Origin of the sequence: Brevibacterium ammoniilyticum, assembly GCF_038429965.1 — a bacterium.
Taxonomy (GTDB): Bacteria; Actinomycetota; Actinomycetes; order Actinomycetales; family Brevibacteriaceae; genus Brevibacterium; species Brevibacterium ammoniilyticum.
Genome location: NZ_BAABNP010000011.1, coordinates 69,020 through 94,701 on the forward strand (window position 1 = coordinate 69,020; position 25,682 = coordinate 94,701).

Below are 25,682 nucleotides of genomic sequence, written 5' to 3' on the forward strand. Positions count from 1 at the left end.
CGCGTGACTCGTACACTGGTCACACCTGCTCGCCACAACCGCTGTTCGACAGCAGAAAGGGAAGATCATGGCTGATCTGCCTGCACTTCCGAAGGACTTCTCGTACTCCGCCGAGCACGAATGGGTCAACCAGGGCCCCGACACGATCGCGGGACAGACCGTGAAGATCGGCATCACCGCGGTCGCCGCGGATGCCCTCGGCGAAGTCGTCTACCTCGATCTGCCGAGCGTCGGCGACGGCGTCAAAGCCGGGGAGACCTGTGGTGAGGTCGAGTCGACGAAGTCGGTCTCGGACCTCTACTCGCCCGTCGGCGGCGAGGTCGTCTCGATCAACGACAAGGTCCTCGACTCGCCCGGACTCGTCAACTCCGACCCGTACGGCGAAGGCTGGCTGTTCGAGGTCAACGTCGACGAGGTCGGCGTGGTCATGGACGCCGACAGCTACGCGAAGAACAACTCGCTGTAAGCCGTCCGCGGCCCCTGCGGACCACACGGTCGAACGGGTCGCACACCGAACAATCGACAGGGTCGGTCATATCCGAATGAGTCCGGATGCGGCCGACCTTGTCGTTCCCCCGAGAGAAACGTTGGACTACCCATGCCACTGAGCGTCTTCGATCTCTTCACCGTCGGCATCGGCCCGTCGAGCTCCCACACCGTGGGTCCGATGCGCGCGGCCGTCAGCTTCCTCGACCTCCTCGGCGAGAAGCTGCAGGCGGTGGCGAGCATCCGCGTCGACGTCTTCGGCTCCTTGGCCGCCACCGGCGCCGGTCACGGAACCTTCGACGCGATCCTCCTCGGGCTCGAGGGGTGCCGTCCCGACGCCGTCGACGGCAATGAGCTGACCGCGCGGCGCACGCGCATGTCCGAGACCGGGGAGATCATCCTCGGCGATTCCACCGGCAACGGCGTCGAACTCGCCTTCACCGAGACTGACATGGTCAAACGTCCGCTCACGGTCCTGCCCCGGCACACGAACGCCCTGACTCTGGCCGCCTTCGACGAGGCGGGACAGACCCTGGCCGAGGAGACGTACTACTCCGTGGGCGGCGGCTTCGTCACCTCGGAGACGGAGTTCGTCGAGAAGGAGAAGGCCGCCGAGGCGGTCGCGGACACGGGGGCCGCCGCCGGGCCCGCGGTCGGCGGTGGGGTCGGGGCCGCCGAGGCGGGGGAGTCCGGACGCGTCGTCGAGGACGCGGACGAGGAGTTCGACGATGAGCTCGACGATCCGTCGAACGCCGACGAGGACCAGGAGTTCGCCGTCGCCGAGGCGGTCGTCGACGCCGAACTCGAAGCCGCCAGCGAAGAGCTGCCGTACCCGTTCCATTCCGCCGCCGACCTCCTCGAACAGTGTCGGAGGCATGGGCTCTCGATCGCCGAGGTGATGCTCGCGAACGAGGAGACGATGCGGGAGAACGAGGAGATCCGGCACGGGCTCCTCCACATCTACTCGGTGATGGAGGAGTGCGCGTCGAACTCCCTCGACCGCTCCGGTTACCTGCCCGGCGGGCTCAAGGTGCGCCGGCGGGCGCATGACTGGTACCTCAAGCTCAAGGCCGAGGACCCCGACCGGGACCCGAAGTTCTACCTCGAATGGGTCAACCTCGTCGCGATGGCCGTCAACGAGGAGAACGCCTCGGGCGGACGCGTCGTCACCGCGCCGACGAACGGGGCTGCCGGCATCATCCCCGCCGTCCTCCACTATGCGCTGGGCTACGTCGACTCCGTCGTCGACGGCGGTGAGGGCGCCAAGCACGAGGCGATCATGACGTTCATGCTCACGGCTGCCGCGATCGGCGTGCTCTACAAGGAGCGGGCCTCGATCTCCGGCGCCGAGGTGGGCTGCCAGGGTGAGGTCGGATCCGCCTCGTCGATGGCTGCCGGAGGCCTGGCCGCGGTCATGGGCGGGACCCCCGAGCAGGTCGAGAACGCCGCGGAGATCGCGATGGAGCACAACCTCGGGCTCACCTGCGACCCCATCGCCGGGCTCGTCCAGGTCCCGTGCATCGAGCGCAATGCGATCGCCGCGGGCAAGGCGATCAACGCCTCCCGCATGGCGCTGTGGGGCGATGGTCAGCACCGGGTCAGCCTCGACGAGGTGATCGAAACGATGCGCCAGACCGGCGCGGACATGTCGTCTAAGTACAAGGAGACAGCGCTCGGCGGGCTCGCCGTCAACGTCGTCGAGTGCTGAGGGCGCGGGGTGCGTTCTCGTGTGCCGCGCCTGCTCCGGGTGCCCCGAGTGAGCACAACCTGACCTGCCTGCGCGCCTGGAACCCGAGTTCCACGTCACGATAAATGTAACGAACCGATAACGAAGATTCCCGCCGAGGCGGTCGCTGCCCTGCGATCGCTCGATCCCCAGCGATGCCCTGGGCAAGGTCGGGTGCCGCCTCGGCGAGGATGGACTCCGCACACGGCAGACGGGGCACCGGATTCGGGGCGAAACCGCCGATGCGAGATTGACGCTCGCGGTCATCTCGTTAGGTTGGTGGGCGTGAGAAACGCACTCGCTCAACCTCAGACGACCGATGTTCGCACTCCCACTCTCGAGGACGGACAGCATCTGTGGCGGCTGGCGAAGGATTCCGCCGTCCTCGATCTCAACTCCTCGTACTCGTATCTGCTGTGGTGCCGGGACTTCGCGGACACCTCGGCGATCGCCTGGATAGAGAACGAACCCGCAGGGTTCGTCACCGGGTACACGCGACCGGACAACCCGGACACCCTGATGATCTGGCAGGTCGCCGTCTCCACGGACTTCCGCGGGCGGGGGCTGGCCTCGACGATGCTCCACGCACTCGCCGACCGGACCAGGGCGCTGCGGTTGGAGACGACGATCACCGACGACAATGCGGCCTCGAACCGCCTGTTCCAGGCCTTCGCCGAGCAGCGCGGAGCCGGCCTCGACCGCAGGCCGCTCTTCACTCCGGACCTCTATCCGGACGGCCACGACACCGAGTACCTCTACGAGATCGCCCCGCTCTGATCTCAGCGGGAACCAGTCCCCGGTGACCGCACCCCGCCGAGGCGGTGGTCCGGAACGCTCCGACCGCCTCGGCGGCCATCCACGCACCGACGGCGGGCCCGATGCCCGACCTGCAGCCGACCGGCACGTCCGGCGGCCTGCACCAGCAGCCAGCCCGGGTCTGCCGGCGGCCTGCACCAGCAGTCGAAAGGAATCACACGATGACCACGACCAGCACTGATACGACGACCACGACCACCCCTGACATCTTCGAGACGCGGGAATCCGCGGTGCGCGGATACTCGCGCTCATGGCCGGCGACCTTCGCCAAGGCGCAGGGACCTCGGCAATGGGACGAGGAGGGCAACGAGTACCTCGACTTCTTCTCCGGTGCCGGCGCGCTCAACTACGGGCACAACAATCCCGTCGTGATGAACCCGCTCATCGAGTACCTGCAGTCCGGGGCCGTGCTCCACTCGCTCGACATGAAGACCCCGGCGAAGCGGGAGTTCCTCGAGACGTTCGAGGAGCTCATCCTCGCCCCGCGGGGACTCGACTACACGGTGATGTTCCCCGGACCGACGGGGACGAACACGGTCGAGGCCGCACTCAAGCTCGCCCGCAAGGTCACCGGACGCCAGCACGTGCTCTCCTTCACCAACGCGTTCCACGGGATGACGCTCGGGTCGCTGTCGGTGACGGGGAACTCGATGAAGCGCGAGGGTGCGGGCATTCCGCTGACGAACAGCTCGAAGATCCCCTACGACGACTACTTCGACGGGGAGACCCCGGACTTCCTCTGGCTCGAGAAGGTGCTCGAGGATTCGGGCTCCGGCGTCGACAAGCCGGCGGCGATCATCGTCGAGACCGTCCAGGGCGAAGGCGGTGTGCGCGCGGCGCGGGCGGAGTGGCTGCGGGGGCTCTCGGCGCTGTGCGGGAAGCACGAGATCCTCCTCATCGTCGACGACGTCCAGGCCGGCTGCGGTCGCACGGGCACGTTCTTCAGCTTCGAGGAGGCCGGGATCGAACCGGACATCGTGTGCCTGTCGAAGTCGATCTCCGGCTCCGGGCTGCCGATGGCGCTCACGCTCTTCCGCCCCGAACTCGACGCGTGGGAGCCCGGTGAGCACAACGGAACCTTCCGCGGCAACAATCCCGCCTTCGTCACGGCGACCGCGGCGCTGAAGACCTTCTGGGCCGACAATGCGTTCCAGAACGAGCTCGCCGACACGATCGCCCACCTCCACCAGCGACTCGACCGGATCGCCTCGATGGCCGAGGGCGCCACGGTGCGCGGGCGCGGTCTGCTCGCCGGACTGCTCTTCGACGACCCCGCAGTCGCCGGGAAGGTCGCGGCCCAGGCGTACGTCAACGGCCTGCTCATCGAGACCTCGGGTCCTCGTGACGAGGTCGTCAAGATCATGCCGCCGCTGACGATCTCGGATACCGACCTCGACGCCGGTCTCGACATCCTCGAGGCCGCGGTCCTCGCCGTCGCCCCGGCCGGGGCTGGGGCGGCGCCGGCGATGGCATGAGCGGGGCGTCGGACCTCCTCGGCGGGGATGCGGACTCAGACCACGGAACGCAGGACTGCCGCACTCACTCCGATTCGCTCTGACCAAGCGCACTGATTCTGAGGCAGCGCACTCACTCTGACGAAGCACATTCGCTCTCACGAAACAGCTCGAAAGGACACCACATGTACGTGATCAACCGCGATGACCTCAACGGAACCGACCGCGACGTCCAGTCCGAGACGTGGCGCAGTCGGCGGATGGTGCTCGGGCGCGAGGGCGTGGGCTTCTCGTTCCACGACACCGTCATCTACGCCGGCACCCGGTCGACCTTCCACTACCAGAACCACATCGAAGCCGTGTACTGCGTGCAGGGCGAGGGCACGCTCACCGATGAGGAGACGGGAAAGACGTATCCGCTCTCGGACGGGACGATGTACCTGCTCGACGGGCACGAGAGGCACACCGTCGTCGCCAACACCGAGCTGCGCATGGCCTGCGTGTTCAACCCGCCGGTCACCGGACGCGAGGTCCACGACGAGAACGGTGTCTACCCGCTCATCGTCGAAGAGACCATCCCTGTGTGAGGCATTGCCCGAGCGCACTCATGGTTGTGGCCGGTCTGCGCTGAGTTGGTCCGTTCGGTGACTGGCCATTTCTGGGGGCCGACTGTCACAACGGCCAGCCGCCCGGCCGCCGGGCGTGCGGTCTGGCGAAGACCCTCGGCTGCCGATCGCTCGCTTTGGCGAAGACCCTCGGCCGCAAAACGGAAAGGGCTCACTTGAGTCTGGAGGGCACAGTTGCGCAACTGTGCCCTCCAGACTCAAGTGAGCCCTTTGTCAGCTTGGACCGGCGAAGGGCGCCCATTCTCCGTCCCAGTGGGCACCCCGCGAGCCGCCTCAGCGGGTCTTCGCCTCCCGCTTCGCGTCCTTTTTCGCCTCCCAGTACGCGCGGGTGGTCACTTCGTCGGAGCCGTCCCATGCGTCGATGCCGTCGACTCCGGGCAGGTCGTCGCGGTTGAAGACGGGCTCGAGTCCCTGTTTGCGCTGTGCGGTGTAGTTCTTCAGCACCTTGAGCGCGATGCGTCCGAGGAAGAACACGGCGACGAGGTTCGTCAGCGCCATGATCGACATGAACACGTCGGCCGCCGACCACGCGAGCGGCAGGGCGATGACGGAGCCGGTGAAGACGGCCGTCATGACGATGAGGCGGTAGGTGACGATCGCCGGTCGGGCGTTCTTCTTGAACAGGTAGGAGATGTTCGCCTCGCCGTAGTAGTAGTTTCCGAGGATCGAGGAGAACGCGAAGAGGAAGATCGCCACGGTGAGGAAGTGGACCGCCCACGTGCCCAGTTGCGAGGCCAGGGCCGTCTGGGTGAGCGAGGCGCCCTGGGCTTCGTCGTAGACGGGGTTGGAGAGGAGGACGATGAACGCGGTGATCGAGCAGACGAGGATCGTGTCGAAGTAGACGCCGAGGCTCTGCACGAGTCCCTGCTTGGCCGGGTGCGACACCGACGAGGTGGCGGCGGCGTTGGGGACGGAGCCCATGCCGGCCTCGTTGGAGAAGAGACCGCGTCGGATGCCCTGGAGGATGACGATGCCGATCCCGCCGCCGACGACGGAGTCGATGCCGAACGCGTTCGAGACGATGAGCGCGATCATGTCGGGCACCTCGGTGATGTTCATGGCGACGACGAGGATGCCGAGCAGCAGGTACGCGCCGGCCATGACGGGGACGATGACCGAGGACCAGGCCGAGATCCGCTGCACGCCGCCGAGGAACACGGCGCCGGTGACGAGGGCGAGGAAGATGCCGAGGCCGACGGGCAGCCAGAAGCTCTGGGTGGTGTCGACGTTGAGGCTCGTCGCGGTGGCGTCGACGATCGAGTTCGCCTGCAGGGAGTTGAACACGAGGCCGTAGGTGACGGTGATGATGACGGCGAAGAATGCGCCCATCCAGGGCTGCTTGAGGCCGACGCTCATGTAGTAGGCGGGGCCGCCTCGGTAGGAGTCCTTGTCCTTGACCTTGTAGAGCTGGCCGAGGGTCGATTCGACGAAGGCGGTGGCGGCGCCGAAGATCGCCATGAGCCACATCCAGAACACGGCTCCGGGGCCGCCGATCGAGATCGCCAGCGCGATGCCGGCGATGTTGCCGGTGCCCACGCGGGAGGCGGCGGAGATCCAGAATGCCTTGAACGAGGAGATCGACTTCGTGCCGTCCTTGTTCTCGCCGGGGCTCTCGCCGATGACGCGGAACATCTCCGGCAGCATTCGCAGCTGAACGACGCCGGTGCGGATGGTGAGGTAGATGGCGACGCCGACGAGGACGACGATGAGCACCCACCCGAGCTTGTCATTGACGACTGCGATGAGGTCCTGGAGGGTTTGCATGCTGGTGGTCCAATTCGTCAGGAGTTCTTGAGAGTTTCCTCACCTCATTGTGCCACCTGGCTGTGAGCGGCGTCGCACGCGGTGGGAGGTCACGATGATCGGTGACCTTGTCATGGCCGTAGTTCTCCACCTCGCCGAGGCGGTCGTCCTATTCGACGACGGTGAGGTCCTCGCCGTGCATCGTGCCCCGAGTTCGCGTCGAAGGGCCCGATCGCCTCCTCGATGCAGATGCAGAGGAAGTCGAATCCGGCCGACGAGTTCGCGTCGTGTGCTCCTCATGCCACAGGCCTCCTTCTCCTCATCGCCTATTCCCAGCCTATTCCTGCGACGAATCAGCGCGTTCCGATCCATGATTCACATTCGCGCAACCCAAACAACACTCGATCATCCCCTGTCGAGACTAAGCTGATCCGCAATCGCCCTTGAGGTACCACGATGACGGCACCACCGGCACCACCTCGGCGATGATCCCCGAAGGAGTCCCCGCAATGCCCATCACAGTCCTCACCCATCCTCCCAAAGGCGGCGTGCGCACGCCGGTGCCGCCGCTCGTGATCGCACACCGAGGTGCGTCCGCGGGTTGGCCGGAGAACACGATCCCCGCGTTCGTCGCCGGGATCGATCAGGGTGCGGACATGATCGAGGTCGACGTGCACATGAGTGCCGACGGCGAGCTCGTCATCGTCCACGACGTCACGCTCGACCGCACGACGAATGTCCGCAGCGTCTGCCCCGAACGCGCCGACACGAGGGTCAAGTCGATGACTGCGGCTGAGATCGCCGAGCTCGACGCCGGAAGCTGGAAGGGCGAGGCCTTCGCAGGGCTGCAGGTCCCCACCCTCGCCGAGGTGCTCGCCCTCGTCCACACGACCCGCACCGGCCTGCTCCTCGAGGTCAAGCATCCCGAGCTTTACCCCGGAATCGCCGAGGCGATCGTGGCGGCCTGCGATGAAGTGCCGGACTACCTCGAGCGGTCGTTGGCGGCCGGTCTCCTCGTCGTCCAGTCCGCTGACTGGGGCTTCGTCCGCGAGTTCCATGAGCTCGCCCCCGAGGTGCCCGTCGGGCTGCTCGGTCGTCCCACGGAACAGCAGCTGCGTGAGTTCGCCGCCTGGGTCGATCAGATCAACCCCGAGCACATCGACGCCGATGCCGACTACCTCACGATGGTCCACGAACTCGGGATGTCGAGCCTCGTGTGGACGGTCGACGCGGTGACCGACATGGAGAAGTCGATCGACTACGGGGCGGACGGCATCATCACCAACGTGCCCGACCTCCTCGTCGAAGTCGTCGAGGAGCTGTAGGTCCAGCCGGTTCTTGACCGGTCGGAACAGTCTCAGTCCGGGTCGTGCGCGGTGAGGAACTCGTTCACGATTTCGTGCACTTCGGGGCGACCAGCCCAGTAGGCGTGGCGAGCTCCTTCGAACTGCTCGACACGGACGTTGGGAACCTGCTGACGGAAGACCTCTGCGTTGGCCGGATCGACGAGTTCGTCGGCGGTGCCGAAGAGGACCAGCGTCGGGACGCTGATGTCCGATGGCCGCGGGCCGTCACGGCGATCGGAGGCCTCGCCGTGCACGCGCATCGCCTCGGCGGACTGCGGTGAGAACTTCAGCTCAGAGACCTGCCGCGGATTCGCAGCGATCCACTCATCCGGGTAGAACAGTGCCGTCAGAGTCTTGGGGTCGCCGACTGCCAGCGCAGTCGCGCCCGAAGCCGGACGGGGAGGACCGGTCTCATCGCCGACACTGACGGCGCCGGCGACGACAGAAAGCGCACGGTCAGCGAAGTCCGCACCGATCCACTGGACGATCCGGCCGCCCATCGAATGCCCGTAGAAGTGCGCTCGGTCGATGCCCGCCGCGTCGAGGACCGCAATGACATCGCGGGTGAAATCGCGAGTCGACCAGTCGGGGGAGAACTCCGACGAGCTCTCGCCTGTGCCCCTGTGGTCATAGAGGACTACCGTGCGATCCCCGAAGTCGCTGCGAACGGAGTCCCACGCGTGGTGATCGAGGGCGCGTCCTTGGACGAGCACCAACGGGGGCAGCGTCGACATCCCCTGCTCGATCGAATACCAGAGTCGGGCACCATCATGAGCTTCGGTGAACGTCATGTCCTTACGTTAACCGGTGCCTCTGACACAGAGACGACGGCCACAGGCGTTCCCGCCCGGCCGCTCACTCCCGAGGCGCGCGCCCGGTGCCGCTGAGCGGTGTGTCCCAGCTGGTCGAATCGGCCACGGGGAAGCGGCGGCCGGTGACCTCCTCGGCGATGATGCGGACGAACTGGTTCTTCTTCCCTGCCTGCCACGGGGTGACGTCGAGGGAGATCGTGTCGAGCAGCTCATCGGTGCGGATGATCGGCTTCGCATGGCCTTTGAGGACGACGCTCCACGCGTTGCCGGTCTCCGGGTCGTAGCCGTCGACCTCGAAGGCGACCTGCGGGTGGTCGTGGATGGCCTCGATCTTCGTCCCGCCGCCCGAGCGGAAGACGACTGAGGAATGCTCGATGGCGTAGTTGACGGGGAAGATGTCCGGGTGGAGGTCAGCGCCCTCGCCGACGACGACGGCCAGGCACCCGATCGTCGTGCTGCGCAGGCAGTCCCAGCACTCGTCGACATCGAGGGTCATGTTCGGCTCTGCGTTCATCGCTCCGCCTCCTGATGTGGCCGGGCAGCTGTCGCCGGATGCGACTGCCATCCCGTGAACTTCTACACAGTGTAGAAGAACGTCGGGGGATCGGGAAGCGTCCGCCGGGATGCGGGAGACGGGGTCTCAGGACAGGGCCGGCTGTCGGCGACGCGCGAACCACGCCCGCACAGCTATGACCACGGCGAAGAGCGCGGTGCCGACCGCGAGGACCGGGAAGACGCAGACGAGGATCAACGACAGCACAATGGCGAGATAGCCGGTGGCCTCCGGCACGATGAACAGCGAAACCGAGGTCGCGCAGAGCACGCCGCCCGCCGCGATCGTCAGGTAGGCGAACAACCCGAATCCTCGTGCGAGACTCGTGTGAGCCTCGAAGGCGGCCACGCAGCGGAGTGTGCTCAGAAGCGCGAGCACCCCGACGGCCGACCAGATCGCAATCGCAATGTCGGGCTGCCAGAGTGGTGTCGCCTCGGAGGCGAATTCGTCGCCGAAATCCTGCACGGCGAAGGCGGGGATGATGGCTGCGACGGCAATGACGACGACGGCCGAGAAGATCAGACCGGTCAGCCATCCAGCACGCGACTTCGGTGTCCCGCGGGAATCGTCCATACGGGGATCATCTCATGTGCGCTTTCGCGACGCGGCGCCCTCGGTTCCGTCGAGCAGGTCGGTGCCCTTCCCTCCGGCTCGCCGATCGGGTCGCTGCCCTCCCTCGTCCCACCAGCGAACCTCTCCCCGTCCCAGCCGCCACCCCCTTCCCGTCCCCTCGCCCTCCCCGCCGGGAGATGAGACGCTGGAGGCATGGCCAACGAACTCGCCGCATCGACCAGCCCCTACCTCCGCGCCCACGCCGACAATCCCGTCGACTGGCGGATGTGGACGAAGGACTCCCTCGCCGAGGCGGCCGACCGCGACCTGCCGCTGCTCATCTCGATCGGCTACTCCACGTGCCACTGGTGCCACGTCATGGCCCACGAATCCTTCGCGGACCCGGCCGTCGCCGCCCTCATCAACGACCGCTTCGTGCCCATCAAGATCGACCGCGAAGAGCTGCCGGACATCGACGCCCACTACATGAACGCCCTCCAGGCCATGCGCGGCCAGGGCGGCTGGCCGATGACGATCTTCGCGACCCCCACTGGCAGCCCGTTCTACGCCGGCACGTACTTCCCGCCGTCCCCGCGCGGCACCGTCCCCTCCTTCACCCAGGTCCTCGACGCCGTGTCCCAGACGTGGACGGATCGGCGCGCCGAGGTGACCGAGATGTCCCAGCGCATGGACCGCGGTCTTGCCGAGATGGCCACCGCCGTCACCGATGCCCTCCCCGCCGAGGCGGTCGCCGAGTCGCTGACAGCCGACGAGCTCGACGCGGCCGCCGCCGCCCTCCTCGACACCTACGATCCCTCGTGGGGCGGTTTCGGCGGCGCCCCGAAGTTCCCGCCGTCGATGAACCTCCTCCAGCTGCTCGCCGCGTTCGTCCGCTTGGGCGGGACCACCTCGGCGAAGGAGGGCGGGAACGACGACGCCGGAACGGCTGAGACCGACCCCATCGCCGAGGCGAAGCGGACCGGACGGCTGAGCATCCTCGGGGCGGACGGGCACCTCACCGGCGAGTTCGTCCTCGACTGCCTCATCGCCGTCCGCAGCACCTTCGCCCACATCGCCGCCGGCGGGATGCGTGACCAGGTGCGCGGCGGCATCGCCCGCTACAGCGTCGACCGGCAGTGGTTCGTCCCCCACTTCGAGAAGATGCTCTACGACAACGCCCTCTACCTGCGCGCGGCCGTGGAATGGGCGAAGGTGGAGAGCGCCCTCGACCCGACCTCGAAGTGGCTGGCGCTGGCCGAACGCGAGATCGAGGACACCGCCGACTTCATGATCGCCTACCTCTCGGTCGGTGACCGCTTCGTCGCCGCCCTTGACGCGGACTCCCTGGGCGCGGACGGACGGCTCGAGGAAGGCGCCGCGTACGTCGTCACACCCGAGGAGTTCGCGCAGATCGGGCACGCCGGCGTCCTCCAGCTCGTCGACTCCCCGGCCGCTGCCGAACTCCCCGGACAGGTCATCGGGGCACCGCGGATCCTCGACTGGCTGGGCATGGACGACGTCCCCTTCGATCCCGACCACCCGGCCCCATGGGCGACCGCCGGAACCAGCGAGCAGATCGCAGCCCTGCGGACCCTCCTCGACAAGCGCCCTCGCCCGGCCAGGGACGAGAAGACGATCACCGAATGGAATGCGCTGGCCATCACCGCCCTCGCCGAGGCGGCCCTCTACCACCACCCTGACCAGCGCGCTTCCGTGTGGGGGAGTATTCCGTCTTTCTTCTGGGACGAGATGTACACCCGGTTCGTCACCGGCATCGGCGACATCGACGACACCCGCGAGGAGGTCGAGGTCCCCGCGATCGGCGACCTCGACGTGCGGCGCAGCTTCACCGGCCGCGATCCGGGACCGGGAGCGGCGGGTTTGGCCGACTGGGCGCAGATGCTCACCGCCGGGATCACGGTCCTCCAGCTGCGCAACGCCGGGCTCGCCGGCGGTGTCGGCGAGTACGCCGACCCCGGGACGAGCATCGACCCGCATGCTCTCACCCTGGCAGGGTTGGCCGGAATGGCCGAGGTGATGCTGAAGAAGTTCACCTCATGGTCGCCGGAGGGAGATGCCTCCGGCGACGAGGCGGACGACGGCGGCACTCTCACGGTCGTCGACTCCGAACCCGATGACCTCCTCGGCGTGCGCGGATCCGACCCGATCGACAACGCGCTGCCCTCGGCCCGGGCGGCGGCCGCCGAAGCCCTCCTGCTGCTCGGCGAACTGGGAGTCGAGGATGACGACAGCTCGAGCCTGTCGACAGGGACGATCCTCGATCTGCGCGATCGACTGCTCGGGGTCTATCGGGCGCTCGCCGGCCGGGCGCCGCGCGGATGCGGCCACGCCCTCTGGCAGGCCGAACGCGCACTCGCCCCGATCCGGGTTGCGAGCCGCGACGACGCCCTGCTCACGGTCGCCGCGAGGCATCCGGCCGTCACCCTGCTCACCGACTCGACCGGGGTGCCCGATGCCGGCGGCGCCGAGGTGGCCGTGCCCGAGGGTGCGGCGATCGTCTGCCGGGGTACCGCGTGCTCACTGCCGGTGTCGACTCCGGAGGCGCTCGCCGCCCTGCTCGACGGGTGAGCGCACTCCAGTCTTGGCGCGAGCTCATTCACACCGGCTGAACTCACTCGACGAGGCGAAGGCCCCGATACCGGTTGAGGGCCGCCGCCATCTCCTGCGGCCGGGGCCTCGCCACGTGTCCGGGATGCCTGCGGTGTCCGGTGAGGCCGTCGATGCCCTGGGCGTCGAGCATCTGTTCGATCTCGTCCAGTGCCTCGACCACCGAGGTGGAGCCGTCGAAGATTGTCGCCATGTATTCCAAGGCCTCGGCCACCCCGTTCGTCTGCTCGGGATCGACGAGCTGAGAGACCGCGGCCAGGTCGATGAAGGACTTGCCGAACTGGATGAGGTCGAGTCCCTTGGCCTTCGCGCCCTTCGTCTTCGCCGCAGGCTTGAGCGCATCGGCGGTGGGGATGCGGGCTGGCGGATCACCGAAGACATCGTCGCCGGACCGTTCGTCCCGGGTGAGATCGGCCGGGTCGACGCCGACGAGTTCATGGGCCTCCTCGGTGACATCGGCCGGAACATAGGCGTCCATGGCGATGATGAGATCGGCGACCTCGAAGAACGCACTCGACCCGCCGGCGACGAGCACCGTCGAGACTCCACGCTCACCGAGCAGTGGGCGCACGCGCTCGACGAAGGGCGTGATCGGCTCCCGGTTCGACGGAATGAGCGCCCGCATCCGCTCATCGCGGATCATGAAATTCGTCGCGGAGGTGTCCTCGTCGATGAGCAGAGTGCGGGCGCTCGCCTCGACCGCCTCGACGAGGTTGGCCGCCTGGGACGTCGACCCGCTCGCATTCGTCGTCGAGAAGAATCTCGTGTCAGTGCCGGATGGGAGGTTGTTGATGAACGGTGAGATGTCATCGCCGGTCACCGCCCGTCCGTCCTCGGCCCGGATGGCGGTGGCACTCGGCTCGGTGATGACCCACTCACGGCCGTCGTCGGCGATGTGCGGGTAGACGCCGCGCTCAAGCGCGCGCAGAATCGTCGACTTGCCGTGGTAGCCGCCGCCGACGATGACGGTGACGCCGCGGGGGATCGCCATGCCCGTGACGCTGCGGCCGCTCTCCAGGTCGAAAGTGCGCTCGAGGCTCGTCGGACTGCGGAACGGCACGGCCGCCTCGGCGTCCATCGGCCGATCCGAATCGCCGGAACGGCGGGGTAGGATCGAACCGTTGCCGACGAACCCGAGCAGATCCTCCTCGCCGAGGCGGTTCTGCAGCTCCGTCTGGTCGCGCAGCAGCTGGACGTGGGCCCGCAGGGCGTCCCCGTCGATGTCGGCATAGAGGAACATTGCGCGTGCAAGGTCGATGACGTCGCCGGTGACGGTGTCCGCGGCCTGATGGCCGAGGATCCGGCGGCCGCGGGCCGGCAGGTTGACGAGCAGGCGGGCTTCGAACCCGGCGTCGTCGATGATGACGTTCGTCCGCTCGAGCACCTCCTGACCCGGGTGGCCGAGGTTGATCGCCCGCCCGTGGTGACGGCGGATGACGGCATTGCCGACCCGGAGCAGGTAGTCGGAGGCGGCGACTCTGTCGAGACGCGTAGTCGTGAGATCGGCGGGGAACCCGGCGTCGGCACGGTCGACGCGCACGCGGACCTTCGACGGTGAGGCGAACGGATCGACCTGAACACGGTCGACGATGAGGGTGACCGGACCGAAGCGGTACTGCCCGGTGATCTGCTTGTACATCCCGTAGCTCTTGCCATCGAGACGGTGGAGGGTGTCGGCGAGGGGGGATCGTTGGGCGCTCATTGTGAAATGCTACGCGACAACCGGGATCGACCAGTGGAAAACTTCTGGTGTCTCACCTCTTGCATGTGACACCAGTATGGTGTCATTATGGATGCATGAACATCACACGACATGTCGAAGAGCTGCAGAACCAGCTCACGGCGGCCGCTGCCGCCGGCGATGACACCACTCGCGAGGCCGCCCAGCGACTCGTCACCGCGATCGAACCCGCCGCCAGGGTGACGATCCTCGACGCCCTCACCGATGCGAGCGCAGAGCTGACCACGGCGATCGCACCCGCCTCGATCGACGTCCGCCTCCGCGGACGCGACGTCGACTTCGTCGTCGACGGACTGCCTGATCCGGCAGTCCCCGCGGCCTTCTCGGCGCATGAGCCGGCCCAGCCTACCGACGCCGCAGAGGCTTTCGACCTCGACGAGGCGAGCACCTCGCGGACGACCCTGCGCCTGCCCGACACGATCAAGGCCCGTGCGGAGAAAGCCGCGAAGGCCGAGGGGATGTCACTCAACGCGTGGCTCGTCCGCGCCATCGCCGCAGGTCTCGACACCCGCGGCACCGAACAGACCCGAACCAGCAGAATCTCAGGATGGATGCGATGACCAACACCACTGCCACAGTCCACCAGGCCGTGACGATCGACGTTCCCGCGGCTGCCTTGCTCGTCACCGCGAGCGACCGCAGCGACGTCGACGTGACGATCGAACCCTCCAACCCCGACCGCAGCGCCGACCGCGAGGCCGCCGAACGGATCACCGTCACCGAGACCGAGAACGGCATCGCCGTCACCGGCGAGAAGCGACTGCTCATCGGGTCGAACGGCTCGGCCGACGTCCGCGTCGACCTGCCCGTGGGTGCCGACCTGCGCGCGACCATCGCTGCAGGAGCGGTGAGGATGCAGGGCGACCTCGGTGCCGTACGGCTGAAGATCTCCGCCGGTGATGTCAAGGGTGACACCATGGTGTCACTGCAGGCGAAGGTCAGTCACGGCAGCATCGCCGTCGCCGAGGTGGCCGAGGGCGCCGATGTCCAGCTCTCCAGCGGTGAGGCAGAGATCGGGCGCATCGGGGGTGGGCAGACCCGGATCAAGTCGGGACACGGGTCGATCCGCGTCGATGACCTCGCCGGTTCTGCCGAACTCATCACCGCAACCGGCGGCATCGCCCTCGGCGACGTCGACGGCGATGTGTCGGCGACCTCGGGTCACGGCACTCTGCGGGTCAATCGTGCCCGCGGCGGCCGCCTCGAGCTCAGCTCGAACTTCGGCGGCATCGACGTCGCCGTGGCACCCGGCGCACCCGTGTGGGTCGACGCCGATTCGAAGAACGGCGTCGTGCGGACGGACCTCGAATCCGACGCCGGTCCGCTCGGCGACGAGAAGCCCGTCGAAGTCCACGCGCATACGAAGTTCGGAGACATCGCCATCGACCGCGTCCGATGAGGAGAGACGCGCGCCGGGGTCGCGCCTGAATCGATCGTTCCCGTGAGGTGAGGAGCTTCCGGGCCACCAGGCGGTGATCCTTCGCCGCCTCCCCGTTGCGGACGCACCAAGGTCACAATCCGGTAGCACCCATCCCACAGCCGCTACCCGTCTCACAACCCAGCAGCACCTGCCCTGGTCGAGTGCGCCCGAAAACAGGTGCTGAACCGAAGCAACGCGCCACAACAGAACACGGTTCGTTCGAGCTGATCACGACACTCACCCGAGTAGGAGAAGTGACGGCTCACACGAGCCATTCTCCACGGCTCAACCGAGTCGTATAAGTGACGGCTCTCGAGCCGCGAATAAGGAGGATCCCATGTCGGATCTGGCAATCAGGACCACGAATCTCACGAAGTCCTATGGCAGGACGACCGGAAGGAAGACCAGCAGGACGACAGTCCTCGATGGCATCGATCTCTCTGTCGCCGCAGGTGAGGTCTTCGCCCTGCTCGGCCCCAACGGCGCAGGCAAGACGACGACGGTCAACATCCTCTCGACCCTGCAGCACCCCGACGGCGGCAGCGCTGAGATCTTCGGCCTCGACGTCGTCTCCCAAGCCGGAGCAGTGCGTCCGCTCATCGGCCTGACCGGGCAGTTCTCGGCTGTCGACGGGCTGCTCACGGGGCGGGAGAATCTCGCGCTCGTCGCCGCTCTCGCTCATCTGCCGAAATCGGAACAGCGAGCACGGGTCGAGGAGCTGCTCGAGCGCTTCGACCTCGGCCAGGCCGCAGCGAAACAGGTCTCGACGTATTCGGGTGGGATGCGAAGGCGACTCGACCTGGCGATGACGCTGATCGCCCGTCCGCGGCTGGTCTTCCTCGACGAGCCGACGACCGGCCTCGATCCGCGCAGTCGCCGGACGATGTGGGACATCGTCTCAGAGCTCGTGGCCGCCGGGGTGACGATCTTCCTCACCACGCAGTACCTCGACGAAGCCGATGCGCTCGCGGACCGGATCGCCGTGCTCGACGGCGGGCGGATCGTCGCCGACGACACTCCGGCCGGACTCAAGCGGCTCGTGCCGGGTGCCCGCGTCGACCTCGCCTTCGCCTCGGCGAGCGACCTCGACCGTGCCACCGGTCTGTGGCCGGGAGCCCATGCGCGCCCCGAATCCCTGACCCTGTCGGTACCCGGAGACGGGGGAGCGGCCCACCTGCGGCAGATCCTCGGCGGACTCGAATCGGCAGGCATCGAACCGAGCGGGCTCGCCGTTGAGACCCCGAGCCTCGACGACGTGTTCTTCGCCCTCACCGGACACGGGGCCGGTCCAGTGGAACCGGCCGGAACCCCCGGCACCGGTGAACCGGATGCCCCCGCCGGCGCAGCCGCCCCGGCCGACACCGCCGACCCGGAAGCCGACCAGGGACGGTCGACGGATGCCGGGGGCCGCCTCGGCGGAGGACCGCCCACCTCCATTTCGACACCCGATACGACACGGAAGGACACGGAACGATGACTGCGACAGCATCTCTCGACATGGCCCAGCAGAGGACCCGACGATCGGTCCGTCACACCTGGTCGGACACGGTGACGATGGTGAAGCGTCAGTTCGTCCACGCCGCACGCTATCCCGTGTGGATCTTCCTCGTCGTCGCTCCGATCGCGATTCTCCTGCTCTCGGTCTTCGTCTTCGGCGAAACGCTCGGCAGGGGACTGGGCGGCGACTCCGGTGACTATCTCGACTACATCATGCCGGGGATGATCGTGCTCACGATGGCCGGCGGAATGCAGCTGACCGCGCTCTCGGTCTCCCAGGACATGAACGAGGGCATCGTCACCCGGTTCCGGTCGATGTCGATCTCGCGGGGCGCGGTCATGGCCGGCCACGTCATCGGCAACGGCCTGCAGCAGTGCGTCGCCGTCGTCCTCGTGCTCCTCGTCGGCGTCGCCATCGGATTCCGACCGCAGGCGGGACCACTCGAGTGGCTCGGATTCGTCGGCTTCGCCGTTGCCATCCTGCTGGCTCTCGGGTGGTTCGCCGTCGCGCTCGGAGTGACGGCGAAGTCGGTCGAATCGGCGAGCAATGTGCCGATGCTCTTCATGTTCCTGCCGATGATCGGCTCCGGATTCGTACCGACCGACACGATGCCCGAGTGGTTGCAGGCCTTCGCGGACTGGCAGCCGTTCACGCCGATCATCGAAACCGTGCGCGGGCTGCTCATGGGCACCCCGATCGGTTCCAGCTGGTGGATCGCGCTGCTGTGGCTGGCCGGCATCGGGGTCCTCGGCTATGTGCTCGCCCGCGTCGCGTACGAACGCCGGGCGGCGAAGTAGGCGAGTCGCAGTCGACCGCCGAGGTGGGAGTCGGAAAGGGGACGACCGCCGAGGTGGGTCGGGGAGAGGCGGGTCGCTGGGGTGGGTCGGGGTGGGGGAGCTCGCCAAGGTGGGCGCGAAGCGGGAAGTTCGCCGAGGTGGGCGCCGCTCCGAGCGCCACCCCCGCGTCCCGAATATCGGACCTGCGGGTAACGATCGGACGGGGTTTTCGCCTCAGGGGCGAAGGAGTGCCGAAGTCTGGGTATATTGTGAATCAGCTCACAATGTGGTGTGCGTGAGCGGGTGTCCGACCGGCTCATTCTCGCCGGGACGCACCCCGCTGGCCACCGGCACCACCGGCAGCACCTGCACCGCTGACCACCGACCGCCACACACCGCCACGCGACCACCCTGCGACACCGAAGGGACACCGATGTCCGACCGTCCGTCCGGGACTGCCACCAGTCCGCTTCCCCAAGCGAACGTCGACGACCTCATCGCGCAGTACGACGAGGAGCTCCCGCAGCGCACCCTCACCCGCCGCCTCGACCTCGGTGTCGCGATCGTGTGCTTCCTCATCTCGCTCTTCGTGCTCAACCAGGTGTTCTTCCCGCTCAAGCAGGGCAACCAGTACTACCTCATGTGGTTCCTCGCGTTCGTCCTGCCGCTCGTCTTCATCTGCTACCGGCCCGGGTTCGGGCGACGGAAGGAAGCGGGAGAGAGAGCCGCAGACGCCGCCGCGGAGGTTGCCACCTCGGCGACGGGAGCGTCCACGGCAAACGAGTCAGCGGACCCGACCCAGGGCAGCCCCACCTCGGCGAGGACATCGAAAGCCAAGACCCAGCCCCGGGCCAAGCCCCAGCGCTCCACGGACAATCCCTCGGTCATCGACTGGATCCTCGTCGTCGTCACCTTCCTCACCTGCGCCTATCCGGTGCTGCCGTTCTTCTCCGGCGGCTTCAACGAATTCCTCAACCGGCAGGGCTCGCTCTCGACCCTCGACGTGACGATGGGCGGGATCCTCCTGCTCCTCATCCTCGAAGCGACGCGGCGGACCACCGGCCTCATCCTCCCGATCTTCTGCGTCGTCTTCTTCCTCTACAGCTACTACGGGGCCTACATCCCCGTCGGCTGGCCCGGCGCGCACGCGGGACAGAACTTCGACCAGATCATCAACGCGCTCTACAACGACGCGTCGGGCTTCTACGGCATCCCGCTCGACGTCGCCGCGACCTACATCGTCCTCTTCACGATCTACGGCGCGGTGCTCGACAAGACGGGGGCGGCGAACTTCTTCATCGACCTGAGCTTCTCCCTGTTCAAGAAGTCGAAGGCCGCGCCCGGGCGCACGGTCGCCCTCTCCGGCTTCCTCCTCGGCACGGTCTCGGGATCGGGCACAGCCACGGCGGTCTCACTCGGCGCGGTGACGTGGCCGGTGCTCAAGAAGGCCGGCTACCCGAAGGAGAACGCCGGCGGCATGCTCGCGGCCTCGGGCATCGGCGCGATCCTCTCCCCGCCGACCCTCGGCGCCGCCGCATTCATCATCGCCGAGCTCCTCAACGTCTCCTACGGCCTCGTCCTCCTCTGGGCGGTCGTGCCGACCCTGCTCTACTACCTCGGCATCTTCCTCGCCATCGAGATCGACTCCCGCAAGATCGACGTCGACTACCGCCCGCCGCCGGGCCTGCGCTCGTGGCCGATCCTCAAGAAGGGCTTCTACCACTTCATCTCCCTGGGCATCATCGTCGTCTTCCTCGCCCTCGGCATGGCCCCGTTCAAAGCCGTAGTCTACGCGACGCTGGTGGGCATCGGGTTCGGCGTCATCGAGATCGTGCTCACCCACCGCGGGCAGCCGGCGGCGATCCTCCGCGCGGTCTGGGACGTCATCTTCGGCGCCCTGTCGACCGGCATCCGCTCGGTGCTCCCGGTCACCAGCGTGTGCGCGGCCGCCGGCATCATCGTCTCGACGATCACGAAGACCGGCCTCGGCCAGGTCATCTCCGACATCCTCGTCAAAGGGGCGCAGGCGATCTCGACGAACCCGACCGCCGTCCTCGTCTTCACCTGCATCTTCGCCGCGATCGCCGTGACCGTCCTCGGCCTCGCGGTGCCGGTGACCGCATCGTTCATCATCAGCTGGGTCATCGTCGGACCGGCGCTGATCACCCTGGGCGTGCCCGAGGCGGCCGCCGCGATGTTCATCTTCTACTACGCCGTCCTCTCCGAGGTGTCCCCGCCGACGGCCCTCGCCGCCGTCGCCTCCTCCGCGATCACCGGAGGTCGGGTCATCGCGACGATGTGGCAGGCCTGCAAGTACGCGATCCCCGCCTTCCTCGTGCCGCTCGCCTTCACCTTCACCCCCGAAGGCGCCTCCCTCGTCGCGCAGGGCGGATTCCTCGGCGCGGTGTGGACGGGGGTCGTGTCCGCGTTCGCCGTCGCCGCGCTCGCCGCCGGCGCCGGAGGCTGGATCGTCCGCCGGGCAGGCTGGCCCGAACGCATCCTCTGCTTCATCGCCGCCGGCGCCCTCCTCTACCTCCAGCCGCTGTCTATGATCATCGGCTTCGCCGCCCTCGCCCTCGCCGTCATCGTCCACCTCGTCCTTCGCCGCCGGGTCAAGGACAGTGATCCCACCCCCGCCGAGGCGGCCCTGCCCAAACCCTGAACCGACCGTCCCCGCGGCGCTGAGTCCTACCCGCGGACACACACAGACCCACGGCACACCCAGACCCACGGAGTCCACGCAGACCGACTGAAACCACAGACCCACGGAAACACTGAGAGAGGAAGAGCCCATGAAGAGAACGAAGATGTTCACCGTCGCCGCGGCCGCCGTCGCCGCTGTTCTGGCGCTGAGCTCGTGCGGCGGCAAACGGGAGAACACCCCGGCCGCCTCCGGCGGCGACGGCTGCACCGCGGCCTCGGGTCAGATCACGATCGCCACGGGCAACTCGACGGGCGTGTACTACGTCCTCGGCGGCGGACTGGCGCAGCTGATCTCCGACAACACCGACCTCAAGGCGACTGCGGCCGAGACCGGCGCCTCGGTGCAGAACCTCCAGCAGCTGGCGAAGGGCGACTACGACATCGCCTTCTCCCTCGCCGACACTGCCGCCGACGCCGTCAACGGCACCGCCGACTTCGCGGAGCCTGCGGAGATCTCGGCGCTGACCCGCATCTACGACAACTACACGCAGGTCATCGTCCGCAAGGACGCGAACATCAAATCGATCGAGGACTTCAAGGGCAAGACGATCTCGACCGGATCGCCGAAGTCCGGCACCGAGGTCATCGCCAACCGCCTCATCGAATCCGCGGGACTCGCCGACGCCGATGTCACCAAGCAGCGGCTCGACCTGGCGAAGACCGTCGACGGGATGAAGGACGGAACGATCGACGGCATGGTGTGGTCCGGCGGACTGCCGACGGCGGGCGTGACCGATCTCTTCACCTCCAACGGCGGCGACGTCGAGTTCCTCGACATCTCCGCGCTCGAGGGGCAGATGAAGGAGCTCAACCCCGTCTACGAGGTCGCCGAGATCCCGGCAGACACCTACAAGGGTGCGGGCGCCGTGAAGACGATCATCACCCCGAACGTCCTCATGGTCCGCAACGACATGGACGAGGGCACGCAGTGCGCGCTGACGAAGCTCATCTTCGAGAAGAAGGCCGATCTCGAGAAGGTGCACGCAGCGGCGAAGGGCATCAAGCTCGACACGGCGATGCCGCCCGAGCCGATTCCGCTCGCCCCCGGTTCGCAGACCGCACTCGACGAACTGCAGAAGTGAGGCCCTGAACCGGCCGGCTCGCGATCCACGCGGGCTCTCGATCCACGGGGCGGCGGAATATCGACGCTTCCACGAAGCCGGTTTCTGCCGATCCACGCGGCGCTCGATTTCCGCGTCGCGGGCGACGCGGATTTCCGGCGCCGCGTTGATCGACGTTCTGGGGTCCGGCCCCGCGTGGGTCGACGGTGCGNGGCCCGATTTAGTTGGGCTGACGCTGGTTTCGGTTCGCTGTTGAGGGGCGCCGGGTGCGGATGATGCGCCCGGCGCCTCTGCGTATTCGGAACGCGGCGCCGGGTGCCTCTGCCTGTCGGGTCGCGGCGCCCGGCGCCTCTGCCTGGCAGGTCCCGAACTTCCGGCTCTCGATCCACGCGGCGGCGGAATATCGACGCTCCCACGAAGCCGGCTTCTGCCGATCCACGCGGCGTACGATTTCCGCGTCGCCCGCGCCGCGTGGATCGGCCCCGCGTGGATCGGCCCCGCGTGGATCGGCCCCGCGTGGATCGGCCCCGCGTGGATCGGCCCCGCGTGGATCGACGGTGCGGGTTCCGGCCCCGCGTGGATCGACGGTGCGGGTTCCGGCCCCGCGTGGATCGGCGGCGAGAGAGGCGCCGCAGCCTCGCCGCTCACGCCCCCTGGAGGAACGCCTTCGCGGCCGCGCCGAGGGCGACGACGTCGCTGATCGCGCACATCTCGCGCGCGGAGTGCATCGAATACAGCGCCGGGCCCACGTCGACGGTCGTCATGCCCATCCGCGTCGCCGTCAGGGGTCCGATCGTCGACCCGCACGGCACCGAGTTGTTCGACACGAAGTCCTGGTACTCGACCCCGGCGGCCGCGCACGCCTGCGCCCAGACCGCCGTACCCACCGCGTCGGTCGCATACCGCTGCTGCGCGTTGTGCTTGAGCAGAGGACCTCCGCCGAGGCGCGGCCGCACCTGCGGATCGTGCCTCTCCTGATAGTTCGGGTGCACGGCATGACCGGCGTCGGAGGACACGCACACCGAGGCGGACAGTGCGGCGAGGTAGTCGCTGCGTGAGGCTTCGGGGTAGAGGGCTGCGACGATGCGCTCGGCCACATCGGCGAGGAACGGCCCGCTCGCCCCCGACCGGGAGTTCGACCCGATCTCCTCATGATCGAACCCGGCGAAGATCGCGACCCGGTCGAGACCGTCAGCATCGAGGCCCGCCATCGCCGTGACCCCGGCGTGGACGGAGAGGAGGTTGTCCAGCCTCGGCGAGGCGAAGAACTCCTCAGCGGCCCCGAAGAGCGCCGGCTCCTGGACGGGGATCGTGTAGACGTCGTGGCCGACGACGAGCTCCGGGTCCACCTCGGCGGAGGCGGCGAGGATCTCGATGACGTCGGCCTCGGCGAGGTCGGCGAGACCGACGATGGGGGTCGTGTGCCGCTGCTTGTCGAGGGTGAGGCCCTCGTTGACCTGTCGGTCGAGGTGGATGGCCAGCTGCGGGATGCGCGCGATCGCCGGGGTGCGGGCGAGGACGACGCTGCCGTCGGCGAGGCTGAGGCGACCGGCGAACGCAAGCTCCCGGTCGAGCCACGAATTGAGCAGGGGGCCACCGTAGATCTCGACGCCGACCTGCCGCACGCCGGCGGTCGTGAAGTCATCGCCGGGCTTGAGCTTGAACGCGGGGGAGTCGGTGTGGGAGCCGAAGACGCGGAAGGGCGGGATCGCCGAGGCGGTGGTGGTCGCCTCGGCGGGAGTCATCCACGCGATGATCGCCCCGTCACGGACGACGTAGTATCCGCGGCCGGATTCGAGGGCCCACGGCTCGCGTTCGTCGAGGCGGTGGAAGCCCGCGGCGTCGAGGCGGGCGGCGGCTGCGGCGGTGGCATGATAGGAGCTGGGAGAGGCAGAGACGAATTCCGAGAGATCGGCTGCGACCTGCGCGTTTGCTGTCTGGTCCGTGGAAGGAGTGCTCATTTTCTCAGCCTATCCTTTGCGGTAGCTTTGACCACAGGGGTCGAAGCGACAGACGCAGGACACCGCGAAGCGAGAGATGCGGGACACCGCGGAACGACCGACGCGGGACACTGCGAAGCGATGAGCGAGAAGGCGAGGAGAGTTCGACGTGAACCAATTCGTGGCCGAATGGAACACCTGGCGGGACTCACGGAACTCATCATTGGCGACCCCCTTCGGCTGGCTCAGCGTCGTCGGCCTGCACTGGCTCGACGAGGAGACCACCTGGGCCGATGCCCCCGGAACCTTCACCGTCACCGACGACGGCTGGGTGCGCCTCGCCCTCGAACCGGGGACGAAGGCCGGTCCCGCGGCGGCCACCTTCGACCTCCTCAACGCTCCCGCGACCGGCGGCGGAGCTGACAGCACCGCGTCCGGTGGGTCCGCGTCCGGCGGCGACACGGCCGACGACAACGACAGGGCCGACGGCGGCACCGCGCGTACCGACGACACCGCCGGCCGCCTCGGCGAGGATGGACGCCCCGCAACACCATCGCCCCAGGTCAGGGTCGAGGACAACGGGTTCAGCGCGAAGCTGCCCGCAGGCGGTTCGCTCGACTGGTTCACGGTCGGGCACGTGCTCTATGAGCTCATCGACCGCGGTGGGCGGATCGGGGTGCGGATCCGGGACGCGAAGTCGCCGCTGCTGAGCAAGTTCGTCGAGGTTCCCGTGTTCGACCCGAATCCGGACTTCGTCTTCCTCGGCCGCTTCACCCCGTACGCCGAACCGCAGGTCAGGCCCATCGCCTCGGCGGCCGAAGGGGTCGACCTGACGACGACGGCCGTCGGCGAGGTGACCTTCACCGGCCCCGACGGCGAAGTCACGCTCGTCGCCTCGGGATGCCCGGCCACCGGCCTGCAGCTCGACTTCCACGATGCGACGAACGGGGACGCGACCGCGGCGTGGCGGACGCTCGACCTCGGCATCCCCAACGCCGACGGCTCCCTCGTCGTCGACTTCAACCGCGCCGTGAACTACCCGTTCGCGTTCTCCGCGTTCGCGACCTGCCCGGCCCCGGTCGCGGAGAACGTCGTGCCCTTCCCCGTCACCGCCGGTGAGCGCCGGCCCCCGTTCTTCTACTCGGAGGCCGGCATCAACGTGCCGTTCCTCTTCTACGTGTGGTGGGATGCCCCCAGCGCCGAGGTGACCCGTCCCTGGTACGCCCGCTTCGGCCTCGACATGACCGTGCTCAACCCCAACGAGGATGCCGTCGACCAGTCGCTCGTCGGCTTCGACGGGGTCGCGATGTCCGGTGGAGACCTGACGCCGCTGAGCCGGAAGGCGCGGTCACGGCTCGTCAAGGTCGCCACCGATGCCCTCACCTCGCGGCTGCCGGTCATCGGGATGGGCGCGTTCACTCACTTCGTCGTCACCGCCCAGCGTGAGCTGCGCGAAGCGCAGGGCCACGCCGAGGCGACCCCGGAACCTCCGACGCCGACGCCGGCCCGCGTGCCGATCGTCATGAACAGCGAACTCGACCCGAAGTCGGTGGGCCTCGACGTCGTCCACACCGATGCGACGGGCCTCATCTACGCCGAGGCGGACATGACCCTGCCGCTCGAATCCTCGTTCAGCGAGATCGCCGAGTTCGAAGCCGCACTCGCGGCGAAGGCGCCGATCGGCAGCTGGGAGGAGTTCGACTTCCGCGTCGTCACGATGGTCCGCCGCCACCGGTAGAGACGCGCGTCCCCTGCCTCCGAGCAACCTTGAGGGCGCTGAGCAACCCTGCGCAGGGTGGCT

20 protein-coding genes are annotated in these 25,682 nt (G+C 67.8%); 14 read left to right on the plus strand and 6 right to left on the minus strand.

The genetic code is table 11. The features are described 5' to 3' along the window. Nucleotides 1-67: 67 nt before the first annotated feature. From gcvH to AAHA49_RS13365, 5 genes are all read left to right on the plus strand, one after another. Nucleotides 68-466, plus strand: coding sequence for a glycine cleavage system protein GcvH (gene gcvH, locus AAHA49_RS13345; protein ID WP_339393414.1), 399 nt, complete (start codon nucleotides 68-70; stop codon nucleotides 464-466). A gap of 132 nt (nucleotides 467-598) precedes the next feature. Next, on the plus strand, nucleotides 599-2,194 hold the full coding sequence (locus tag AAHA49_RS13350) for an L-serine ammonia-lyase (RefSeq protein ID WP_342038622.1): 1,596 nt from the start codon (nucleotides 599-601) through the stop codon (nucleotides 2,192-2,194). 372 nt (nucleotides 2,195-2,566) lie between these two features. Then, nucleotides 2,567-2,989 (plus strand): diaminobutyrate acetyltransferase, encoded by a 423-nt coding sequence (ectA, locus tag AAHA49_RS13355; RefSeq protein ID WP_425286521.1) that lies wholly within the window; start codon nucleotides 2,567-2,569, stop codon nucleotides 2,987-2,989. A gap of 200 nt (nucleotides 2,990-3,189) precedes the next feature. Continuing rightward, on the plus strand, nucleotides 3,190-4,503 hold the full coding sequence (gene ectB, locus AAHA49_RS13360) for a diaminobutyrate--2-oxoglutarate transaminase (RefSeq protein ID WP_342038624.1): 1,314 nt from the start codon (nucleotides 3,190-3,192) through the stop codon (nucleotides 4,501-4,503). Between the two features lie 164 nt (nucleotides 4,504-4,667). After that, a complete protein-coding gene (locus tag AAHA49_RS13365; protein ID WP_342038625.1) occupies nucleotides 4,668-5,069 on the plus strand; it encodes an ectoine synthase in 402 nt (133 codons plus the stop codon). Between the two features lie 312 nt (nucleotides 5,070-5,381). Here AAHA49_RS13365 and AAHA49_RS13370 read toward each other — a convergent pair whose 3' ends face one another. Continuing rightward, the gene (locus AAHA49_RS13370; RefSeq protein ID WP_342038626.1) at nucleotides 5,382-6,872 is read right to left on the minus strand and encodes an alanine/glycine:cation symporter family protein; all 1,491 of its coding nucleotides are present in this window, start codon (nucleotides 6,870-6,872) and stop codon (nucleotides 5,382-5,384) included. 488 nt (nucleotides 6,873-7,360) lie between these two features. On the opposite strand from AAHA49_RS13370, the gene AAHA49_RS13375 reads away from it, so the two are divergent. Beyond that, the gene (locus AAHA49_RS13375) at nucleotides 7,361-8,176 is read left to right on the plus strand and encodes a glycerophosphodiester phosphodiesterase (RefSeq protein WP_342038627.1); all 816 of its coding nucleotides are present in this window, start codon (nucleotides 7,361-7,363) and stop codon (nucleotides 8,174-8,176) included. A gap of 32 nt (nucleotides 8,177-8,208) precedes the next feature. On the opposite strand, the gene AAHA49_RS13380 is transcribed toward AAHA49_RS13375, so the two are convergent. From AAHA49_RS13380 to AAHA49_RS13390, 3 genes are all read right to left on the minus strand, one after another. Continuing rightward, the gene (locus AAHA49_RS13380; RefSeq protein WP_342038628.1) at nucleotides 8,209-8,988 is read right to left on the minus strand and encodes an alpha/beta fold hydrolase; all 780 of its coding nucleotides are present in this window, start codon (nucleotides 8,986-8,988) and stop codon (nucleotides 8,209-8,211) included. 64 nt (nucleotides 8,989-9,052) lie between these two features. Continuing rightward, entirely contained in the window at nucleotides 9,053-9,523 is a 471-nt protein-coding gene (locus AAHA49_RS13385; RefSeq protein WP_339393403.1) for a pyridoxamine 5'-phosphate oxidase family protein, read from the minus strand. Between the two features lie 126 nt (nucleotides 9,524-9,649). After that, nucleotides 9,650-10,135: a hypothetical protein gene (locus tag AAHA49_RS13390; RefSeq protein WP_342038629.1), complete on the minus strand. Its 486-nt coding sequence runs from the start codon at nucleotides 10,133-10,135 to the stop codon at nucleotides 9,650-9,652. A 192-nt stretch (nucleotides 10,136-10,327) separates the two neighbouring features. Here AAHA49_RS13390 and AAHA49_RS13395 point away from each other — a divergent pair, with 192 nt between their 5' ends. Next, complete coding sequence (locus tag AAHA49_RS13395; RefSeq protein ID WP_342038630.1) at nucleotides 10,328-12,703, plus strand: thioredoxin domain-containing protein; 2,376 nt, start codon at nucleotides 10,328-10,330, stop codon at nucleotides 12,701-12,703. Between the two features lie 43 nt (nucleotides 12,704-12,746). Here the strand turns inward: AAHA49_RS13395 and AAHA49_RS13400 are convergent, their stop codons facing one another. Beyond that, nucleotides 12,747-14,444 carry an ABC-ATPase domain-containing protein gene (locus AAHA49_RS13400; RefSeq protein ID WP_342038631.1) on the minus strand — a complete coding sequence of 566 codons (1,698 nt, stop codon included), beginning with the start codon at nucleotides 14,442-14,444 and terminating at the stop codon, nucleotides 12,747-12,749. Between the two features lie 95 nt (nucleotides 14,445-14,539). On the opposite strand from AAHA49_RS13400, the gene AAHA49_RS13405 reads away from it, so the two are divergent. The 6 genes from AAHA49_RS13405 to AAHA49_RS13430 all read left to right on the plus strand — a co-directional run bounded on the left by AAHA49_RS13405 (nucleotide 14,540) and on the right by AAHA49_RS13430 (nucleotide 21,962). Beyond that, nucleotides 14,540-15,043, plus strand: a complete 504-nt coding sequence (locus AAHA49_RS13405; protein WP_339393400.1) for a toxin-antitoxin system HicB family antitoxin — start codon at nucleotides 14,540-14,542, stop codon at nucleotides 15,041-15,043. Further along, a complete protein-coding gene (locus AAHA49_RS13410) occupies nucleotides 15,040-15,882 on the plus strand; it encodes a DUF4097 family beta strand repeat-containing protein (protein WP_339393399.1) in 843 nt (280 codons plus the stop codon). Before AAHA49_RS13405 ends, AAHA49_RS13410 begins: the two co-directional genes overlap by 4 nt. Nucleotides 15,883-16,240: 358 nt before the next feature. Further along, complete coding sequence (locus tag AAHA49_RS13415) at nucleotides 16,241-17,380, plus strand: ATP-binding cassette domain-containing protein (RefSeq protein ID WP_339393398.1); 1,140 nt, start codon at nucleotides 16,241-16,243, stop codon at nucleotides 17,378-17,380. Beyond that, nucleotides 17,377-18,198, plus strand: a complete 822-nt coding sequence (locus AAHA49_RS13420) for an ABC transporter permease (protein ID WP_342038632.1) — start codon at nucleotides 17,377-17,379, stop codon at nucleotides 18,196-18,198. The genes AAHA49_RS13415 and AAHA49_RS13420 overlap by 4 nt, the downstream gene beginning before the upstream one ends. A gap of 412 nt (nucleotides 18,199-18,610) precedes the next feature. Then, complete coding sequence (locus AAHA49_RS13425) at nucleotides 18,611-20,839, plus strand: TRAP transporter permease (protein WP_342038633.1); 2,229 nt, start codon at nucleotides 18,611-18,613, stop codon at nucleotides 20,837-20,839. Between the two features lie 130 nt (nucleotides 20,840-20,969). After that, nucleotides 20,970-21,962 (plus strand): TAXI family TRAP transporter solute-binding subunit, encoded by a 993-nt coding sequence (locus AAHA49_RS13430; RefSeq protein ID WP_342038634.1) that lies wholly within the window; start codon nucleotides 20,970-20,972, stop codon nucleotides 21,960-21,962. A gap of 623 nt (nucleotides 21,963-22,585) precedes the next feature. On the opposite strand, the gene AAHA49_RS13435 is transcribed toward AAHA49_RS13430, so the two are convergent. Next, the gene (locus AAHA49_RS13435) at nucleotides 22,586-23,902 is read right to left on the minus strand and encodes a M18 family aminopeptidase (RefSeq protein ID WP_342038635.1); all 1,317 of its coding nucleotides are present in this window, start codon (nucleotides 23,900-23,902) and stop codon (nucleotides 22,586-22,588) included. Between the two features lie 148 nt (nucleotides 23,903-24,050). Between AAHA49_RS13435 and AAHA49_RS13440 the strand changes: the two genes are divergently transcribed. Next, on the plus strand, nucleotides 24,051-25,619 hold the full coding sequence (locus AAHA49_RS13440) for a DUF1684 domain-containing protein (RefSeq protein ID WP_342038636.1): 1,569 nt from the start codon (nucleotides 24,051-24,053) through the stop codon (nucleotides 25,617-25,619). Nucleotides 25,620-25,682 lie beyond the last annotated feature (63 nt).

Bases quoted from the DNA above. Each gene is read 5' to 3' on its own strand.
- AAHA49_RS13425 (WP_342038633.1), top strand. From the start codon at position 18,611: ATGTCCGACCGTCCGTCCGGGACTGCCACCAGTCCGCTTCCCCAAGCG.
- AAHA49_RS13380 (WP_342038628.1), bottom strand. From the start codon at position 8,988: ATGACGTTCACCGAAGCTCATGATGGTGCCCGACTCTGGTATTCGATC.
- AAHA49_RS13365 (WP_342038625.1), top strand. From the start codon at position 4,668: ATGTACGTGATCAACCGCGATGACCTCAACGGAACCGACCGCGACGTC.
- AAHA49_RS13395 (WP_342038630.1), top strand. From the start codon at position 10,328: ATGGCCAACGAACTCGCCGCATCGACCAGCCCCTACCTCCGCGCCCAC.
- AAHA49_RS13415 (WP_339393398.1), top strand. From the start codon at position 16,241: ATGTCGGATCTGGCAATCAGGACCACGAATCTCACGAAGTCCTATGGC.
- ectB (WP_342038624.1), top strand. From the start codon at position 3,190: ATGACCACGACCAGCACTGATACGACGACCACGACCACCCCTGACATC.
- AAHA49_RS13405 (WP_339393400.1), top strand. From the start codon at position 14,540: ATGAACATCACACGACATGTCGAAGAGCTGCAGAACCAGCTCACGGCG.
- AAHA49_RS13410 (WP_339393399.1), top strand. From the start codon at position 15,040: ATGACCAACACCACTGCCACAGTCCACCAGGCCGTGACGATCGACGTT.
- AAHA49_RS13435 (WP_342038635.1), bottom strand. From the start codon at position 23,902: ATGAGCACTCCTTCCACGGACCAGACAGCAAACGCGCAGGTCGCAGCC.
- AAHA49_RS13400 (WP_342038631.1), bottom strand. From the start codon at position 14,444: ATGAGCGCCCAACGATCCCCCCTCGCCGACACCCTCCACCGTCTCGAT.
- AAHA49_RS13420 (WP_342038632.1), top strand. From the start codon at position 17,377: ATGACTGCGACAGCATCTCTCGACATGGCCCAGCAGAGGACCCGACGA.
- AAHA49_RS13375 (WP_342038627.1), top strand. From the start codon at position 7,361: ATGCCCATCACAGTCCTCACCCATCCTCCCAAAGGCGGCGTGCGCACG.
- gcvH (WP_339393414.1), top strand. From the start codon at position 68: ATGGCTGATCTGCCTGCACTTCCGAAGGACTTCTCGTACTCCGCCGAG.
- AAHA49_RS13430 (WP_342038634.1), top strand. From the start codon at position 20,970: ATGAAGAGAACGAAGATGTTCACCGTCGCCGCGGCCGCCGTCGCCGCT.
- AAHA49_RS13370 (WP_342038626.1), bottom strand. From the start codon at position 6,872: ATGCAAACCCTCCAGGACCTCATCGCAGTCGTCAATGACAAGCTCGGG.
- AAHA49_RS13385 (WP_339393403.1), bottom strand. From the start codon at position 9,523: ATGAACGCAGAGCCGAACATGACCCTCGATGTCGACGAGTGCTGGGAC.
- AAHA49_RS13350 (WP_342038622.1), top strand. From the start codon at position 599: ATGCCACTGAGCGTCTTCGATCTCTTCACCGTCGGCATCGGCCCGTCG.
- AAHA49_RS13390 (WP_342038629.1), bottom strand. From the start codon at position 10,135: ATGGACGATTCCCGCGGGACACCGAAGTCGCGTGCTGGATGGCTGACC.